The sequence below is a fragment of the Rathayibacter sp. AY1C9 genome, from assembly GCF_002932315.1.
Classification (GTDB): domain Bacteria; phylum Actinomycetota; class Actinomycetes; order Actinomycetales; family Microbacteriaceae; genus Rathayibacter.
On the sequence record NZ_PSVZ01000006.1, the window covers coordinates 74,757 to 92,658 of the forward strand.

Here is a 17,902-nt window from a genome sequence, read left to right on the forward strand (position 1 = left end):
CCGAGCGACGGGCCGCGGGCTGGGAGGATGGGGGGATGACCTCGACGCTGCTCGACCGGATGCCGACGCCCGACGCGGACGGGCGCGTCGACGACGACGCGGTCTACCTGGCCTTCACCGAGTGGGCGGAGTCGCGCGGCCTCCCGCTCTACCCGGCGCAGGACGAGTCCATGCTCGAGATCGCCTCCGGCTCCAACCTGATCCTCTCGACGCCCACCGGCACCGGCAAGTCGCTCGTCGCGATCGGCGCGCACGCCGCGGCGCTCGCCTCCGGGCGCCGCAGCTTCTACACGGCGCCGATCAAGGCGCTCGTCTCCGAGAAGTTCTTCGCGCTGGTCGACGTCTTCGGCGCCTCCAACGTCGGGATGGTCACCGGCGACTCCTCGGTGAACGCCGACGCGCCGATCATCTGCTGCACGGCCGAGATCCTCGCGAACCTCGCGCTCCGGCACGGCGAGGACACCCCGGTCGACCAGGTCGTGATGGACGAGTTCCACTTCTACGCGGACCCGGCGCGCGGCTGGGCCTGGCAGGTGCCGCTGCTCACCCTCCCTCACGTGCAGTTCGTGCTGATGTCGGCCACCCTCGGCGACGTGACGGCGCTCGCCGCCGACCTCAGCCGCCGCACGGGCCGGGAGACCGCCCGGGTCACCGGCGTGGAGCGCCCGGTGCCGCTGCACTACTTCTACGAGATCGCTCCGATCCACGACTCCATCGAGGAGCTGCTCTCGACGAACCAGTCGCCGGTCTACGTCGTGCACTTCTCGCAGGCGGCCGCTCTCGAGCGCGCGCAGGCGCTCACCAGCGCGAACATCGCCACCCGCGAGCACCGCGACCGCATCGCCGAGGTGATCGGCGGCTTCCGCTTCACCACCGCGTTCGGCAAGACCCTCTCCCGGCTGCTCCGGCTGGGGATCGGCGTCCACCACGCGGGCATGCTGCCGAAGTACCGCCGCCTGGTCGAGCAGCTCGCCCAGCAGGGCATGCTGCGCGTGATCTGCGGCACGGACACCCTCGGCGTCGGCATCAACGTCCCGATCCGCACCGTGCTGCTCACCGCGCTGACCAAGTACGACGGCACCCGGACCCGCCAGCTCTCGGCCCGCGAGTTCCACCAGATCGCCGGCCGCGCCGGTCGCGCGGGGTACGACACCGCCGGGACCGTGGTCGTGCAGGCCCCCGAGCACGAGTCCGAGAACCGGAAGGCTCTCGACAAGATGGGCGACGACCCGAAGAAGCGGAGGAAGTGGGTCGCCAAGCGCGCGCCGCAGGGCTTCGTCAGCTGGGGCGAGCCGAGCTTCCGCAAGCTCGTCGACGCCGAGCCCGAGACGCTGACCTCGCACATGACGATCACGTCGGCGATGCTGCTGAACGTGATCGCCCGCGGCGGCGACGCCTACGCGAACGTGCACGCCCTGATCTTCGACAACCACGAGCCGTGGAAGCGGCAGCTGCAGCTCGCCCGCCGGGCGCTCGGCATCTACCGGACGCTGCGGGAGGCGGGCGTGGTCGAGCAGAGCGTCGGAGCCGACGGCGTGACCCGTATCCGCCTGACCGTCGACCTGCAGCCGAACTTCGCGCTCAACCAGCCGCTCTCGCCGTTCGCGCTTGCCGTGTTCGACGTTCTCGACCCGGAGTCGCCGAGCTTCGCGCTCGACGTGATCTCGGTGCTCGAGGCGACCCTCGACGACCCGCGCCCGATCCTGGGGGCCCAGCAGTTCCAGGCCCGCGGCGAGGCCGTCGCCGCGATGAAGGCCGAGGGGATCGAGTACGAGGAGCGGATGGAGCTGCTCGAGTCCGTCACGCACCCCAAGCCGCTCGAGGAGCTCCTCGAGGCGACCTTCGAGACCTACACCGCCGCGCAGCCGTGGGTGAAGGACTTCGAGCTCTCGCCGAAGTCGGTCGTGCGCGACATGTACGAGCGGGCGATGTCCTTCGGCGAGTACACCGCGTTCTACAAGCTCTCCCGCTCGGAGGGACTGGTGCTGCGCTACCTGTCCGACGCGTTCCGCGCGGCCCGGCAGACCATCCCCGACGAGCTGAAGAACGAGGAGCTGCACGACCTGATCGAGTGGCTGGGCGAGCTCGTGCGCCAGGTCGACTCCTCGCTGGTCGACGAGTGGGAGGAGCTGGTCAATCCGGCGCTCCACGCGGCGGACCAGGCGATCGTGCCGCCCGCTCCGCGCCGCCTCACCGCGAACCACCGCGCCTTCCGCGTGCTGGTGCGCAACGAGATGTTCCGCCGGGTGACCCTCGCCGCCCTCGACGACCACGAGGCGCTCGGCGAGCTCGACGCCGCCGCCGGCTTCGACGCCGACGCGTGGGGCGCCGCGCTGGACGACTACTACGACGAGCACGACAGCATCGGCATCGGGCCCGACGCCCGGGGGCCGAAGATGCTGCTCGTCACGGAGGAGCCGACGCAGTGGCTCGTGCGGCAGATCCTCGACGATCCGGCCGGCGACCACGACTGGGGGATCTCGGCGACCGTCGACCTCGCCGAGTCGGACGAGCAGGGTGCGGCCGTCGTCCGCGTCACCTCGGTCGGCCGCCTGGACTGATCAGCGGCGGCGCTTCTCCCGGCGCTGCATCTCGGCGGCGATGTCCGCCTCGGTGATCTCCTTGCGGGCGGGACCCCAGATCGACGTGGCCTGGCCGACGACGCCGATCCCGATCCCGATCATCGGCCAGATCGGCCAGAAGTAGCCGTCGGCCCCTGTGCCGACCCAGACGGCGGTCGTGATCGCCGAGACGCTCGCCCATCCGCCGACCGATCCCAGGAAGTCGCGGCGCCGCTTGACCTCGCGCACGGCGAGCGCGCGCTCGGCGTCCTCGACGCGGGCGGTCTCCACCTCCTCGCCGGAGGCGGCCGCCGGGACGACCTCCGCGGACCGGTCTCGCCGGGCGGACGGATCCGGAGTTCCCCACTCGTTCGTCATGCGGCCAGCCTACGCACGGGCCGTCGGCAGCGGTACGCGGGCTTCAGGCGGCGGTACGCGGGCTCAGGGGGCGGCCGCCTGCTCCGGCTGGCAGTGCGGGCACCACCAGGTGCGGCGCTGCTCGGGGTCGTCGCGGACCTCGTCGCGGACGAGCACCGTCGTGCCGCAGCGCAGGCACGGGCGCCCGGCGCGCCCCGCGACCCAGTGCCGCTCGCCGCGGCGGGTGTCACCGGTGGTGGTCTGGAACATCCCCGGGATCGTGACGGAGGCGCGGATGCCTCTCGCCGCGGTCGCCACGAGGGCGCGGACGTCGAGGGAGCCGATCGGCCGCCAGGGCCAGACCCCGCGGAGGAAGCAGACCTCGTTGGCCCAGAGGTTGCCGAGACCCGCGAGGCAGCGCTGGTCGAGGAGTGCGGCGACGACGGGCCGGTCCGGGAGGCGGGAGAGGCGCCGGACGGCCTCGTCGGCGTCCCAGTCCGCGCGGAGCGGGTCGGGCCCGAGGTGCCCGACGGCGCGCGGCTCGTCGCGGGTGGCGAGGAGCTCGACGACCGGGAGGTCGATGCCCCACACGGTCGAGTCGTCGTCGAGGCGGAGGCGGACGCGGACGTCCTTCTGCACCGAGCGGGGGACCGCTCGGCCGGGAGCGGTCACGGTCCAGGAGCCCTGCATCCGCAGGTGGGTGTGCAGGGTCGTTCCGCCGGAGAAGCGGGTGAGGAGGTGCTTGCCGTGGGTGTCGTGCTCGAGGATCCTCAGCCCGGCGAGGGAGGTGCCGGCCGCGTCCCCGGAGCGCAGCTCGCCCTCGAGGACGGTGCGACCGTCCGCCGCCCGCCTGAGGCGGGCGGCGAGACGGTGCACACTGTCTCCCTCGGGCATCCCCGAACTCTAGGAGCCGGAGCTCGTCGAGGTCAGGGGTCGCGCGGGATCAGGCGCCGCGGTACGCCTGCTTGTAGACGCGCTCGGTGCCGTCGGGCGCGGTGACCTCGATGGTCGCCGTGCCGGCCTTGATGGGCGTGAAGACGGTCACGGTCTTGACTGTGAACGACTGGCCGGGCTTGACCGTCTTCTTCGTCTTGCTGCCGTACGCCGTCGTGATCTCGATCGAGACCGTCTCGTCGCCGTTGTTCACCGCCGACACCGTCAGCGTCCGCACGACGGCGAGGCGCTTGGTGGAGGCGGTGGTCGCGACGTCGATGACCGTGACGGGCTCGGGCTCCGGGTCCGTCTGGGTCTCGGGCAGGTCGAGGCCGACGACGACCGGGTCGTGGTCGCTGGAGCGGTACGCCGAGGTGTCGTAGAAGATCGTCGCGTTGTAGTCGTAGCGGCTGTACTCCAGTGCCACGGACTCGCCGCTGTTGATGTTCCAGGTGTCGACCCCGGTGACCGTCCTGTCGGCCGCGGGCGAGGCGAAGACGTGGTCCAGCGAGCCGACCGCGCCGTCGAACGAGTACGAGTACTTGCCGTCCTTCGCACCCTGGTCGATGTAGCCGGCGTCGGTGATCACCTTCACCGGGTCCTCCTTCGAGTAGGCGTTGAAGTCGCCCAGCAGGTAGACGAGCTCGGTGGCCTTCTCGGTGCGGAGGCGGTCGGCGAAGGCGACGAGGGCGGTCGCCTGCTTCACGCGCGAGGCGTTCGAGGCGCCCTGGCCGTCGCCCTGGTCGGCGTCGGCGCCGGACCCGGAGCCCTTCGACTTGAAGTGGTTCACGATCGCGACGAACTCGCTGGCGCTGTCGCCGAGGAGGCGGAACTCCTGGGCGAGGGGCTTGCGGGCGTTCGAGAAGTTCACCGTGTCGTTGAGCACGACGGACTCGCCGACCGGCTCGATGACGGCCTTCTTGTAGATGAAGGCGGTGCGGATGACGTCCTCGTCCGCGAGCGCGGGGAGCGCTGCGGGGGAGGGGACGTAGGCCCAGACCTCGGAGCCGGCCGCCGTGTTCAGCGCGGCGGTCAGGGTGGCGAGGGCCTCGTCGCGCGGCTTGCCGAACTTGGCCGAGTTCTCGATCTCCTCGAGCGAGACGACGCCCGCGCCGAGGGTGTTGATCGCGGTCACGATCTTGGCCTGCTGGCGCTCGAGGTCATCGGCGTTCGCCGCTCCGCGGGCGTCGCAGCCGCTGTTGACCGTGACGGGGTCGCCGTCGCGGTCGGTGTAGAAGGTGCAGCCGGTGATCGAGTCGCCGGTGGTGGAGAAGTAGTTGAGCACGTTGAAGGACGCGATCGAGAGGTCGCCGCCGACGGCCTCGGGCTTCGCGGTCCGGGTGTTCGCGAAGGTCGCGGGCTGCACGTCGCCGGCGTTCTCGACGGTCAGCTGCGTGGTGGGCTGGAAGGCCCAGCCGCCGTTGCGGTAGTGGAGGACGACGGGGCGGGTGAAGGTCGCCGGAGCACCCACGCGGATCGGCGCGGTGGTGGTGAGGTAGGGCAGCGGGATCGCCTTGTTCGCGGCGGCGCCGAGGAAGTTGATCGAGGCGCCGTCGTCGAGGGTGATCGCGCGGGCGGCGTTGTCGGCGACGACGGCCGCGAGCTCCGGCGAGCCGGGGCGGGCGACCTCGGTCGGCGTGAGCAGCGGGGACGTGCCGGCGGCGAGGCCGACCGAGCCGAAGCTGTTCAGGTCGAAGGTGTCGGTGACCGTGTAGGCGCCCTGCGGAGCGATCAGCATGCTCTCGAGCACCTCGCGCTCGGCGGCGGTGCGGGGGAGCGCGACAGCGGCCGGGACCGGCGCTGCGGCGGCGTCGTCGAGCTTCACGACGGTCGCGGCCGAGGTCGGGGTGAGCTCGGTCAGGCCGTTGTACTCGCTCACCTCGCCGGTGATGCGCAGGTGGTCGCCGATCGCGACCGACCCGACGGAGGCGGAGGAGAAGACGAAGACGGCGTCGGAGGCCGTGCGCGAGCTCTCGCCGCCGGTGCCGGGGGTCTGGATGACGTAGCCGTTGTAGCCGCCGGACGGGTAGCGCGCGGTGACGACGCCGGAGGTGGTGACGGTGCTGCCGACGAGCGGCGACGCGTCGCCGGTGCCCTGGATCTCCGCGATGGAGACGGCCGGGATCTCGGCCGGCGGGGTGGTCGGGGGAGTCGTCGACGGCGGCGTGGTGGGCTCGGGCTCGGATCCTCCGCCCGCGGCCTGCGGGGTCGGTGCGCCGAGCGCGAAGTCGGCCGAGTTGACGTCGGTGTCGCCGGTGGCGGTGTCCGCGCGGGCGATCGTCTGGGTGAGGGAGGGCACCGTGGCGACGGACGACTCGAAGGTGTTCGAGGTGCCGTAGCCGACGAGGTCGATCACCGCGTCCGGCTGGGCGGCGGCGCCGGTGGGCGGCGCCACGAGCGCCGAGGTCCCGTCGACGAGGAAGAGGGTGCCGCCCGCGGCGGCCATGTTGAGGCCGTTCGCGCTCTGGTCGGGCGTCGGCAGGGCCGCGCCGTTGGTGCCGTTGCTGGCGCCGGCGAGCAGGAAGTGGCCGCCCGCGGGCACCGAGCCGGTGAGCGGCACGGTCGTGGTGGGGTTCGCGGTGCCGGTCGCCGAGCGGTACTGGATCGAGAGGCCGCCGAGGGCGATCTCGGCGGCGGTGGGGTTGTAGAGCTCCACGTAGCGGTTGCTGAACGCGGCGCCGGCGGAGCCTCCGCGGGCGAAGACCTCGCTGATGACGAGCTCGTCGCCCGAGGGCGCGGCCGCGGCGGAGGTCGCGACCAGCGGAGCGGCCGCCAGGGCCAGTCCGGTCAGGGCCGCCAGGCCGAGCCCGCGCCTCCGGCGGCGGTCGGGCGGGGTGGGAGAGTCGGGCATGGTGGTCCTCTCGATCGCCGCTCGGAAGAGCGGTCGCAGCGTCGTCGCCGCGCGGCGCGGCCGGCGCACCCCCGGAAGGGGCACGCATGGTCACGCTATGCAGTGCGGGTGCCCGGCCTGTGAACCGGACGTTTCATGAACGTAAACTCATCCACCGACATCGGGGCGCGCGGGTGCCGCTCGCGGCGCGTTCGCGGCTTCGCGGGCCACACTCGTCGGATGATCTCCTTCGAGCTGGCCCGTGCCCTGCGCACGGCGGGCGTGCGCTGGACGCCCCGCACCGGTGACCGCTTCCGCATCGAGCGGGAGGGCTTCGACGGCGACGTCTTCACCGTCAGCGACATGACCATCGAGGCGCACGAGTACCCGAGCGGGACCGTCCTCGGCTTCAACGGCACCACGGAATGGGCGCTCGACTCCGTCTCCCTGGAGGACTCGCTCTGGCTGCCGCGGGAGGACCAGCTGCGCGAGCTCCTCCGCGGGACCTTCCGCTCCCTCCGTCGCCTCGCCGAGCCGGAGACGCGGTTCGCCGTCGAGGTCGAGCTCGGCGGCCGGGCGCGGACCTTCGAGGACGCGGCGGCCGAGAACGCCTATGCGGAGGCTCTGCTCGCGCTGGTCAGCTCGGTCGCGGTCGACCTCGACGACGTGGACGAGCTGGACGGGGCCGACGAGCCCGACCGGGCGGCCGAGCGGGCCTGAGGCTCCGTCCGACCCCGACCCGCCGCATCGGGCGGGGCTAGGACGCCGCCTTCTCCGCCGCCGCGGTCTTCTTCGGGGTCCGCTTCTTCGCAGGCGCGTCGGCGCCCTTCTCCGTGTCGGCCTTCTTCGCCGCGGGCTTCTTCTTCGCGGCGGTCGTCGCCGGAGCCTTCGCCGCCTTCTTCGCGGCCTTCTTCTCGGCGGGGGCCTCCTCCGCCGGCGTCCCCTTCGCCCCGCGGCTGCGCTCGACCGAGCGCTTGAGCGCCTCCATCAGGTCGAGCACCTCGCCGCCGCCCTCCTCCTTTGGCGCCTCGCCGAAGGTCGCGGCGGTGTCGAGGGCGTCGCCCTGCTCGATCTTGGCGTCGATCAGCGTGCGCAGCTCCTCCTGGTACGCGTCGTGGAATTTCGCGGCGTCGAAGTCCTCGGAGTAGGAGTCGACCAGGTGCGCCGACATCTCGAGCTCGCGCGCCGCGATCCGGGTGCTGCCCTCCAGCGACGGGAACTCGACCTCCCGTACCTCGTCCGCCCAGAGCAGGGTCTGCAGCATCAGAAGCCTGCCGCGCACGCGCAGCGCGGCGAGGCGGGTCTTCTGCCGCAGCGCGAACTCGACGATCGCGGTGCGGTCCGTCTGCTCGAGGGTGCGGCGCAGCAGGACGTAGGCCTTGGGGGAGGAGGAGTCGGGCTCCAGGATGTAGGCGCGGTCGAACATGATCGGGTCGACCTGCTCGCTGGGCACGAACTGCACGACGTCGATCTCGCGGTCGCGCTCCTCCGGCAGCGCCTTGAGCTCGTCCTTGGACAGGACCACGGTGCGCTCGCCGTCGTCGTAGGCCTTGTCGATGTGGTCGAAGGTGACGACCTCGCCGCAGATCTCGCACTTGCGCTGATACCGGATCCGTCCGCCGTCCTTGTCGTGGACCTGGTGCAGCGGGATGTCGTGGTCCTCGGTCGCGCTGTAGATCTTCACCGGCACGTTGACCAGGCCGAAGGTGATCGCGCCCTTCCAGATGGCTCGCATGCGCCCAGTGAACACCGTGTCCCCCGGCCGCCGGAAGCCCTGTCGGACGTGAGGGAGCCCCCGACCGTCGAAGGGACCCGCCGCAGCTCGACGGTCCGGGGTCCCCTCAGGGCGGAACGACGGAGCCGCCCGGTCGTCGCGGAGCGACGGCCGGACGGCTCCGGGGCGGTGGCGGCTAGCCGCGCTCGGCGCTCCGGCGGCGCAGCGCGGCGAGCAGGAGCCCGCCGACGCCGCCGGCGATCAGCAGTCCGCCGAGGCCCAGCGGCAGGCCGATGTCGGCGCCCGTCGAGGCCAGGGGCGGGCGGCCGCCGGGGTGCGGCGCCACGGCGGTCGGCGTGCTGCTCGGAGTGGGAGCGGTGGTGGGCGCGGTCGTCGGGGCGACGGTCGGCTGCGCGGTCGGAGCGACGGTCGGCTCGGCGGTCGGGGCCACGGTGGGCTCCGGCGTCGGAGTCGGCGTGGTCGGGTCCTTCTCGGCGTCGATCGCGGAGGTGTCCGCGGCGAACGAGGCGGTCACGAAGGCGATGGCCTTCGACGTGATGCCGAGCGCCTCCTGGTTGATGTTGTCGATGTCGTCGGCGGCGGAGTGGTAGTTCGGGTCGTGCGTGATGCCGGCGGTGCCGCCGAACAGCGCGACCTCCTCCTCCGTCTTGACGTCGTCAGCGCCGGTGAAGACGCCCGAGGACGGGATGCCGACCGAGATGAAGCCGTCGTAGTCGCTGCGGCCGTCGAACGCCGTGTCGATCCAGGGCTGGTCGATCGAGTCGAAGTAGTCGGTGAACGCCTTCTCGGTCGCGATCGAGCCGGCGGGCACGTCCACGGGGGCCTCGTAGGTGGACTGGTCCGCGTCGTAGACGGAGATCACGTAGTTCGGCGAGGCGACCATGTCGAAGTTCATGTAGGTCGCGATCTTCGAGGCGTCCTCCTCCGTCAGGGAGTCGACGTAGGTGTAGGAGCCGACCAGGCCCACCTCCTCGGCGCCCCACCAGGCGAAGCGGACCGCGTTGGTCGTGTCGCCCGCGGCGGCCAGCTGCACGGCCGTCTCGAGCAGCGTCGCGGATCCGGAGCCGTTGTCGTTGATGCCGGGGCCGGCGGGCACGCTGTCGAGGTGCGCGCCGAGCATGACCACGTTGTCGTGGTCGCCGCCCGGCGTCTCCGTGACGATGTTGAAGGTCTCCACCTCGGTCGTCGTCTGGTCGATGAGGACCGAGACGCTCGCGGGGAGCGACGCCAGCAGCGCCTGCCCCTCGGCCTGCGTGACGCCGACGCCGGGGACGGCGGCCGCGTCCTGTCCGCCGAACGTCCCGTTGAGGGCGTCGCTCGGCGCGTTGTCGTAGATGATGATCGCGGCGGCGCCGGCGGCACCGGCGGCGACCGACTTCTCGAGGAAGCTGCAGGAGCCGCGGCTGATGAGCGCGACCTTCCCGGTGGCGTCGAGGCCGGTCCAGGCGTCCGTGGTGCAGCCGAGCGGATCGACGGGGGCGATGAGCTCGCCGGTCACGCCGCCCTCGGGCGTCGACGGAGTGAACTCCATCGGCGTGCCGACGGCGCCGGTGCCGGTGGTCAGCGTGAACGCGTCGATCGTCTGCGTCGCGGTGGTGAAGTCCTGGCGCTGCGTCGTGTAGCCGGCGTCCGCGAGGACCTCCTCGACGTACGCGCCGCTCAGCTCGTAGCCCGGAGTGCCGATCGCGCGGGTGCCGCCGTTGGCGTCCGCGATCGCCTGAAGCGCCTCCAGGTGGGTCATGATGCCGTCGACCGTGACGGTGTCGGCGAAGTCGACCGGCTCGACGGCGCTCGCCGTCGGCGCGAAGGCGAAGCCGGCGACGAGGGCGCCCGCTCCGATCATCGCGCTCGAGCCGATCAGCGAGCGGCGTCGGCGGCCGCTCGGGGTGTTCGTGGTGGTTCGCGCCACTGGGGCTCCCTCTCCTCGAGAACGGGCCACCGCGTCGGCGGCCCCGACGCGCACCTCCCGAAGACTGGGAGGGGATCGCGTCCTCTGCGAGGGTATTCACAGGAAACGGTGCGGCCCAGTCCCCCCTGCCAGATTTCATCCGGACGAAACACGGACCGGGCCGGCGGGTCGGTCAGGCCGTCGCCGGGCTCTCGGCCCACTCGCGGAGCATCGCGAGCGTCTCCTCCGGACGGTCGCGGTGGGGGCTGTGACCTGCGCCCGCGACGACCGCGTACCGGATGCGCGGATTCGCGCGCAGCACCAGGGCGGCGAGGGAGGGAGGGAGCAGCGTCTCGACCTGCGGGTCGCCGGCCAGCACGAGGACCGGCGGGCGGAGGCCCGGCAGGTCCGCCAGCAGGTCCCACGGGTCGTTGTCGTCGATCGTCGCGGCGACCGCGGCCGGATCGGCGGCCCGCACCGCGGCGAGCTTCTCGGCCCGGTCCCGCTCGTCCCAGAGCGGCTGCGCGACAGCGAGCTCCTCGGCCGAGACCGCGAGACCGGCGAGCTCGCCCGCGCGGACGGCGGCCCGCTGCTCCGGGGCGAGCCGGAGCACCGGGTCCAGCAGCGCCAGGCGCCCCGCCCAGCCGGAGTCGCGGGCGGCGGCGCGCACCGCGACCGCTCCGCCGAGCGAGTGCCCGACGACGAGGTCGAACGGTCCCCGCGCGAGGGCGTCGTCGGCGTAGGCGTCGTGGCGGGAGGAGCCGCCGCGCGGCCCGTCGCCGTGTCCGCGCAGGTCGGGAGCGGAGACGCTCCAGCCCGCCGCGGTCAGCTCGCGGCTCAGCCGCCACCAGGTGCGGCCCGAACCGCCCAGGCCGTGCAGGAGCAGGACCCTGCCCGCCGTCATCGCCGGAGCCTCAGTCGAAGCGCGGGTCGCGCCCGGTGCGCTCACCGGTCGCGAGCCCGGCGATCGCGGCGAGGTCCTCGTCGTCGAGGGCGAAGCCGAAGACGTCCAGGTTCTCGCGGATCCGCTCCGGCGTCACCGACTTCGGGATCACGACGACGCCGAGCTGCACGTGCCAGCGCAGCACCGCCTGCGCCGGCGAGACGCCGTGCTTCGCGGCGACGCGGGCCAGGGCCGGCTCGTCGAGGAGGCGCCCGCGGGCCAGCGGCGACCACGCCTCGGTGACGATCTCGTGGGCGGCGTCGAAGGTGCGCAGCTCCTCCTGGGGCAGCCGCGGGTGCAGCTCGACCTGGTTGATCGCCGGCACCACTCCCGTCTCGTCGAGCAGGCGCTGCACGTGCTCCTCGGCGAAATTCGAGACGCCGATCGAGCGGGCCCGCCCCTCGCTCTGCAGGCGCTCGAGGGCGCGGTAGGTGTCGACGTAGCGGTCGCGCGAGGGGATCGGCCAGTGCACGAGGTAGAGGTCGACGTAGTCGGTGCCGAGCAGCTCGAGGCTCCGGTCGAAGGCGGCGAGCGTCTCGTCGAAGCCGTGGTCGTCGTTCCAGACCTTGGTCGTCACGAAGACCTGCTCGCGGGGGAGGCCGCTCGCGCGGATCCCCTCGCCGACTCCGCGCTCGTTGCCGTAGAGGGTGGCGGTGTCGACGTGCCGGTAGCCGGCCTCCAGGGCGACGGCGACCGTGCGGGCCGCCTCCTCGTCGCCGATCTTGTAGACGCCGAGCCCGAGCTGGGGGATCGCGCGGCCGTCGTTGAGGGGGATCAGGGGGACGCTCATGCCTCCCATGCTGGCACGCGCCTCAGACGCTCCAGTCGAGCTCGCCGTGCGGTCCCACGTGCACGTCGTCCTCGATCAGCGCCGCGAGACCGGCCACCCCGAAGAGGAGGCGCCGCTCGGCGCGCTCCGCGTCGCTGCGCTCGTCGATGCCGCGCGCGGCGAAGTGCACGTCGTGGCCCGCCTGCAGGCCCTCGACGCCGAGCCGGCCGCGGAGCGCGCGCACGGGGCGCCGGCCGATGCCGAGTCCGCGCCAGAGGGAGCCCGTCTCGAGGACCACCGCCGTCTCGGAGGCGACGACCCCGTGCTGCTCGCGGTGCGCGGTGAGCTGCCACCCGTAGCCGAGGTGGTGCAGGCGGGTCGAGTGCGGGCCGCGCCAGGCGTGAGAGGACTCCTCGCGGCGGAAGTAGACGGGACTCGGGCGGAAGGACCCCTGCCAGAGCGCGGCGGCGAGCTCCGTGCACCACTCCGGGGTCTCCGGATCGGACCAGGGGTCGAGGAGGTCGGTCCGGGCGGCGGCGCGCCGGTGCTCGCGCACCAGCTCCTCCGCGTCCTCCCGCAGTCCCATGCCGTCCCCTCGTCGTCGTGGGCCTTCACCCTAGGGTGTCCGACAGGCGCCGGACAACCGGGGTGGCGGCCTAGGAGGGCAGCGTGACCGGCTCGGTGTCGGGCAGCGGGCTGGCGTCGCGCCCGCGGAGATCCGGGTGGTACCGGCGGCCGAGCAGGGGCACCAGGAAGCCGACCAGGGCGAAGGCCGCGGCGACGACGATGGCGGCGGTCGGCCCGGCCTGGTCGATCTGCACGCCGGCGATCGCGGAGCCCAGCGCCGCGCCGATCAGCTGACCGGTGCCGACCCAGCCGTAGGCCTCCGCCGTGTCCGAGAAGCGCACGCTCGAGGCGGTGATCGCGAACAGCGCCGCGAGAGCGGGGGCGATGCCGATGCCGGCGAGGAACAGCGTGACGCACAGCCACCAGAAGTCGGTCGAGACCGCCGCCAGGCCCATGCCGACCGTGACGATCAGCATCCGCCGCGCGGTCGCCCACCGGCTGATCGGGATGTGACCGAGGGCGAGGCCGCCGACCAGGGACCCCGCCGCGAACACGGCGAGCACGACGCCCGACTCGACTCCGCCCTCGCCGAACACCGCGACCACGCCCGCCTCGACCGCCGAGCAGGCGCCGATCAGGAGGAAGCCGACGACCGTGGCCAGCAGCACCGGGGGCTTCGTGAGCACCACGCCGAGGCGGCGCTTCGAGCGCGGGATGCGGACGCGGCCCACCTCGGGCGAGGCGATGAACCAGATCCCGCCGCCGATCAGGAACGCGGCGGCCGTCAGGATGCCCGCGACCGTCGACACCTGGATCGACACGAGCGTCGCCAGCACCGGGCCGAGCACCCAGATGATCTCCTGAGCGGAGGCGTCGAGCGAGAAGAGCGGGGTCAGCTGCGAGCTGGTGACCATCTTGGGGTAGATGGTCCGCACGGCCGGCTGCACCGGCGGCATGCTCAGGCCGGCGATGAACCCGATCACGACGAACTGCCACACCTCGAGCGGGAGCACGGCCATCGCGATGATCGCGCCCGCGCAGACCACGAGGGTGATCGTCAGCACGCGGCGCATCCCGAGCCGCCCCATCAGGCGGCTGGTCAGCGGCCCGGCGATGGCCTGCCCGATCGACATCGAGCCGAGCACCAGGCCGGCGGCGGCGTAGGAGTGGTGCACCCGCTCCACGTGCAGGAGGAACGCCAGCGAGAGCATCCCGAACGGGAAGCGCGCGGTCAGCTGCGCGAGGATGATGCGCCCCACCCCGGGGGTCTTCAGGAGATCGGTGTAGCTGCCCACCGGACGACACTAGCGCTCCGGAGGGGACTGCGGTTCGTCGAGGGAGACCGCTGCACGAGGGTCCCTCGACGGGTCGCGGTTCCCTCGGCGGAGGGGCGCGTCAGCCGGCCAGCACCTTGCGGATCCGCTGCAGCGACACGCTCTCGGCGGTGCCGAGCGACTGCGCGAAGAAGCTCACCCGCAGCTCCTCGATCATCCAGCGGGCGCGCGCGATCCGCTCCGGGGCGTGCGCGGGCAGCGGCACGACGCCGCCTGCCGACCGGTAGAGCTCCTGGGCCGCCTGCACCTCGTTCAGCCAGACGCGGTCGCGCCCGACGTTCTCGGCGATCTTGCCGAAGCGCTCGGTGATCCCGCCGAGGTAGCGCGGGAGGTGCCGCAGCCGCTCCACTCCGGTCGCCGAGACGAAGCCCGGGTAGACCAGGCCCGAGAGCTGCTCCCGCGCATCCGTGAGGGCGGGCAGGAGCGCCATGCTCGTCGAGGCCTTGAGCGCCTTCTCGACGCCCCGGGCGGTGGTGAGGATCGTCGTGACCGTCTTCACGGTCTCGAACATCGCGTCCATGACGCTCGCCGAGACCCGGTCGCGCACGGCGTCGAACTCGGCGCGGAGGAAGAGCATCCCGTCGGGCTTCATCCGCCAGAGGACCGCGTCGACGCAGGCGAGCAGGCAGTCGGTGAAGAGCGCGGTCGTGTTCTGGTACGGGCTCTGCGCGAGCACGAGCTTCTCGTTCGAGGTGAGGTGCTGCTGCACGTAGGCGACGGGGCTCGGCGTCGCGAGCAGGAGGAGGCGGCGGACGCCTCTCGGGTGCTCGCGCGCCTGGTCCTCGGCCGTGGCGAGCAGGCGGATCGAGACCGAGTCGCCGTCGTCGATCAGGGCGGGGTAGGCGCGGATGGTGTTCCCGCCCTGCCGGGTGTCGGTGACGCGGGGCAGCTCCGGCATGTCCCAGGTCTTCAGGCCCCGGCGCTCGAGCGCGTCGGGGACCCGGGCCTCGACCACGCGGGCGACCTCGTCGCGGACCCGGCCGCGCAGGCGCTCGGCCAGCGGGGCGAGCTCCTTGCCGGCGGCGACCGTGCGCCCCCGCTCGTCGGCGACGGCGAAGGTGACCCGCAGGTGCGAGGGGATGCGCTCGAGGTCGAAGTCCTCGGGCTGCACCACCACGCCGGCCTCGCGGCGGATCGCTCCGGCCAGGGTCGCCGCGAACGACTCCGTCGGCGGGTTCGGCACGTCGTGCGGCAGGAACGCGGTGAGCTTGCGCGCCCAGTCGTTCGCGGGCACCACGTTCCGGCGCAGGTGCTTGGGCAGCGCCTTGATCATCGCGGTGACCAGCTCGGCCCGGAGTCCCGGCACCAGCCAGTCGAAGCCGAGGGGCGTCACGCGGGGCAGGAGCGCGAGCGGCACGTGCACCGTCACTCCGTCCTCCTCCGTCCCCGGCTCGAACCGGTACGAGAGGCGGAAGCGCTGGTCGGCCTGGCGCCACTGCGTGGGGAACGCGGTCTCGTCGATCTGCTCCGCGTCCTCGGGGAGGAGCGTCTCCTGCGTCATCGTCAGCAGATCGGGCTCGTCGTGCTGGGTCGTCCGCCACCAGGAGTCGAACGAGCGCACCGAGGTGATGTCGCGGGGGAGCCGGCGGTCGTAGAAGTCGAACACGGCCTCGTCATCGACGAGCAGGTCGCGGCGGCGCGTGCGCTCCTCCAGCCGCTCGAGCTCGGCCCGCAGGGCCCGGTTCTTGCGGTCGAAGGCGTGGCGCGACTCCCACTCGCCCTCGACGAGGGCGTGCCGGATGAACAGCTCGCGGGCGTACGAGGCGTCGATCCGCGAGAACTGGACGCGGCGGCGGGCGATGATCGGCACGCCGTAGAGCGTGACCTTCTCGTAGGCGACGGCCGCGCCCTGCGACTTCTCCCAGTGCGGCTCGCTGAACTGCCGCTTCACGAGGTCGCCCGCGATCGCCTCGGCCCAGGCCGGATCGATCGCGGCGTTCGAGCGGGCGAACAGGCGGCTGGTCTCGACCAGCTCGGCGCTCATCACCGCGTCGGGGAGCTTCTTGGCCAGGGCACTGCCGGGGAAGATCGAGAACTTCGCGTTGCGGGCGCCGATGTACTGCACGTTCTGGCGCTCGCGGCTCTTCGCCGCGCGCTGCGCCTGCTGCGAGGTGGTGTCCTTGATGCCCAGGTGCGAGAGCAGGCCGGCCAGGAGGCTCCGGTGGATCCCGTCGGGGTCGACCTTCGGCTCGCCCAGCTCGAGCTTGAGGGGGCGCGCGAGCTGGCGCAGCTGGCGGAACACGTCCTGCCACTCGCGCACGCGCAGGTAGTTGAGGTACTCGGCCTTGCACAGGCGCCGGAAGGCGCTCGAGGAGAGCTCCTCCTGGTTCTCCTCCACGTAGTTCCAGAGGTTCAGCAGGGTGAGGAAGTCGCTGGTGGGATCGACGAAGCGCGCGTGCTGCTGGTCGGCCTGCGCGCGGCGCTCGAGAGGGCGCTCGCGGACGTCCTGGATCGTGAGGCCCGCGACGATCGCCATCACCTCGCGGCTGACGCCGTGGCGGCGCGACTCGATCACCATCCGGCCGAAGCGCGGATCGATGGGGAGCCGCGCGAGGTCGCGCCCGATGCGCGTGAGCTGCGGCGCGGCCTCCGCCCCCTTGCGCGGGACGCCGCTCGAGTGCGCGCTCGGCGGCGTGCCGCGCACCGGAGCGGCGTCTCGCGGCGCGGCGGAGGGGGAGCCGGGGACGCGGAGGGCGCCGAGCTCCGTGAGCAGGTCGAGGCCGTCCTTGATGCCGCGGGAGTCGGGCGGAGTGAGGAACGGGAACGAGGCGATGTCGCCCAGTCCGAGCGAGATCATCTGCAGGATGACCGCGGCCAGGCCCGTGCGCAGGATCTCGGGATCGGTGTACTCGGGGCGGCGGAGGTAGTCCTCCTCGGAGTAGAGGCGGATCGCGATGCCCGCGCTGGTGCGGCCCGAGCGGCCGGAGCGCTGGTTCGCGGAGGCCTGCGACACCGCCTCGATCGGCAGCCGCTGCACCTTCGAGCGCGCGCTGTAGCGCGAGATGCGGGCCGTGCCGCCGTCGATCACGTAGCGGATCCCGGGGACGGTGAGACTCGTCTCCGCCACGTTGGTCGCGAGCACGACACGACGGCGGACGCCGGGGGTGCGCCCCTTCTCGAAGACGCGGTGCTGATCGGCCGCCGACAGGCGCCCGTAGAGGGGGAGCACCTCGGTGCCCGGCAGATTCCGGCCCCGGATGGCGTCCTCGGCGTCGCGGATCTCGTTCTCGCCCGAGAGGAACACCAGGACGTCGCCCGGATCCTCGCGCGCCAGCTCGGCCAGGGCGTCGGCGATGCCGGTCATCAGGTCGCGGCTGCCGCTCGTCGCGTCGGGGACGTCGGTGTCGTCGTCCTCCTCCGGCTCCTCGGCGACCAGCGGGCGGTAGCGGATCTCGACCGGGTAGGTGCGGCCGGAGACCTCGATGATCGGCGCGGGCTCGCCGGCGGCGTCGGCGAAGTGGGCCGCGAAGCTCTGCGGGTCGATCGTCGCCGAGGTGATGATCACCTTCAGGTCGGGGCGCTGCGGCAGCAGGCGGTGCAGGTAGCCCAGGAGGAAGTCGATGTTGAGGCTGCGCTCGTGCGCCTCGTCGATGATGATCGTGTCGTACCGGCTGAGCATCCGGTCGTGGTTCATCTCATTGAGCAGGATGCCGTCGGTCATCAGCTTGATCCGCGTCGAGGCGGACGCCTTGTCGGTGAACCGGACCTGGTAGCCGACCAGCCCGCCGACCTCGTCGTCGAGCTCCTCCGCGATGCGCTCGGCGATGGTGCGCGCGGCGATGCGCCGGGGCTGCGTGTGCGCGATGCTCTCGCGGCCGAGCTCCAGGCAGATCTTCGGCAGCTGGGTCGTCTTGCCCGATCCGGTCGCGCCGGCGACGATGACCACCTGGTGGTCGCGGATCGCGGCGGCGATGTCCTCGCGCCGCGCCGACACGGGGAGTTCGGGCGGGTAGCGGATGCTGAGCACGTCTGACATGAGCCCTCC

General features: G+C 72.6%; 12 protein-coding genes. 2 read left to right on the forward strand and 10 right to left on the reverse strand.

What is annotated here, in order from left to right; translation table 11 throughout:
- Positions 1–35 precede the first annotated feature (35 nt).
- A complete protein-coding gene (locus tag C5D09_RS06550; RefSeq protein ID WP_104247346.1) occupies positions 36–2,561 on the forward strand; it encodes an RNA helicase in 2,526 nt (841 codons plus the stop codon).
- Here C5D09_RS06550 and C5D09_RS06555 read toward each other — a convergent pair whose 3' ends face one another.
- From C5D09_RS06555 to C5D09_RS06565, 3 genes are all read right to left on the reverse strand, one after another.
- A complete protein-coding gene (locus C5D09_RS06555) occupies positions 2,562–2,939 on the reverse strand; it encodes a 2TM domain-containing protein (RefSeq protein ID WP_104268887.1) in 378 nt (125 codons plus the stop codon).
- A 63-nt stretch (positions 2,940–3,002) separates the two neighbouring features.
- Positions 3,003–3,812 carry a DNA-formamidopyrimidine glycosylase family protein gene (locus C5D09_RS06560; protein ID WP_104268888.1) on the reverse strand — a complete coding sequence of 270 codons (810 nt, stop codon included), beginning with the start codon at positions 3,810–3,812 and terminating at the stop codon, positions 3,003–3,005.
- A gap of 49 nt (positions 3,813–3,861) precedes the next feature.
- The gene (locus tag C5D09_RS06565) at positions 3,862–6,702 is read right to left on the reverse strand and encodes an ExeM/NucH family extracellular endonuclease (RefSeq protein ID WP_104268889.1); all 2,841 of its coding nucleotides are present in this window, start codon (positions 6,700–6,702) and stop codon (positions 3,862–3,864) included.
- A 219-nt stretch (positions 6,703–6,921) separates the two neighbouring features.
- Here C5D09_RS06565 and C5D09_RS06570 point away from each other — a divergent pair, with 219 nt between their 5' ends.
- The gene (locus C5D09_RS06570; protein ID WP_258066931.1) at positions 6,922–7,401 is read left to right on the forward strand and encodes a pilus assembly protein CpaE; all 480 of its coding nucleotides are present in this window, start codon (positions 6,922–6,924) and stop codon (positions 7,399–7,401) included.
- A 37-nt stretch (positions 7,402–7,438) separates the two neighbouring features.
- On the opposite strand, the gene C5D09_RS06575 is transcribed toward C5D09_RS06570, so the two are convergent.
- From C5D09_RS06575 to hrpA, 7 genes are all read right to left on the reverse strand, one after another.
- Positions 7,439–8,416: a Ku protein gene (locus C5D09_RS06575; RefSeq protein ID WP_104268890.1), complete on the reverse strand. Its 978-nt coding sequence runs from the start codon at positions 8,414–8,416 to the stop codon at positions 7,439–7,441.
- 175 nt (positions 8,417–8,591) lie between these two features.
- Positions 8,592–10,325 (reverse strand): M28 family peptidase, encoded by a 1,734-nt coding sequence (locus C5D09_RS06580; RefSeq protein WP_104268891.1) that lies wholly within the window; start codon positions 10,323–10,325, stop codon positions 8,592–8,594.
- 172 nt (positions 10,326–10,497) lie between these two features.
- Entirely contained in the window at positions 10,498–11,208 is a 711-nt protein-coding gene (locus C5D09_RS06585) for an alpha/beta fold hydrolase (RefSeq protein WP_104267539.1), read from the reverse strand.
- A 10-nt stretch (positions 11,209–11,218) separates the two neighbouring features.
- Positions 11,219–12,037, reverse strand: coding sequence for an aldo/keto reductase (locus C5D09_RS06590; RefSeq protein ID WP_104268910.1), 819 nt, complete (start codon positions 12,035–12,037; stop codon positions 11,219–11,221).
- A 22-nt stretch (positions 12,038–12,059) separates the two neighbouring features.
- Positions 12,060–12,602, reverse strand: a complete 543-nt coding sequence (locus tag C5D09_RS06595) for a hypothetical protein (RefSeq protein WP_104233702.1) — start codon at positions 12,600–12,602, stop codon at positions 12,060–12,062.
- A 70-nt stretch (positions 12,603–12,672) separates the two neighbouring features.
- On the reverse strand, positions 12,673–13,878 hold the full coding sequence (locus C5D09_RS06600) for an MFS transporter (protein WP_104226915.1): 1,206 nt from the start codon (positions 13,876–13,878) through the stop codon (positions 12,673–12,675).
- A 100-nt stretch (positions 13,879–13,978) separates the two neighbouring features.
- Positions 13,979–17,893: an ATP-dependent RNA helicase HrpA gene (gene hrpA / locus C5D09_RS06605; protein ID WP_104268893.1), complete on the reverse strand. Its 3,915-nt coding sequence runs from the start codon at positions 17,891–17,893 to the stop codon at positions 13,979–13,981.
- Between the last annotated feature and the right edge of the window lie 9 nt (positions 17,894–17,902).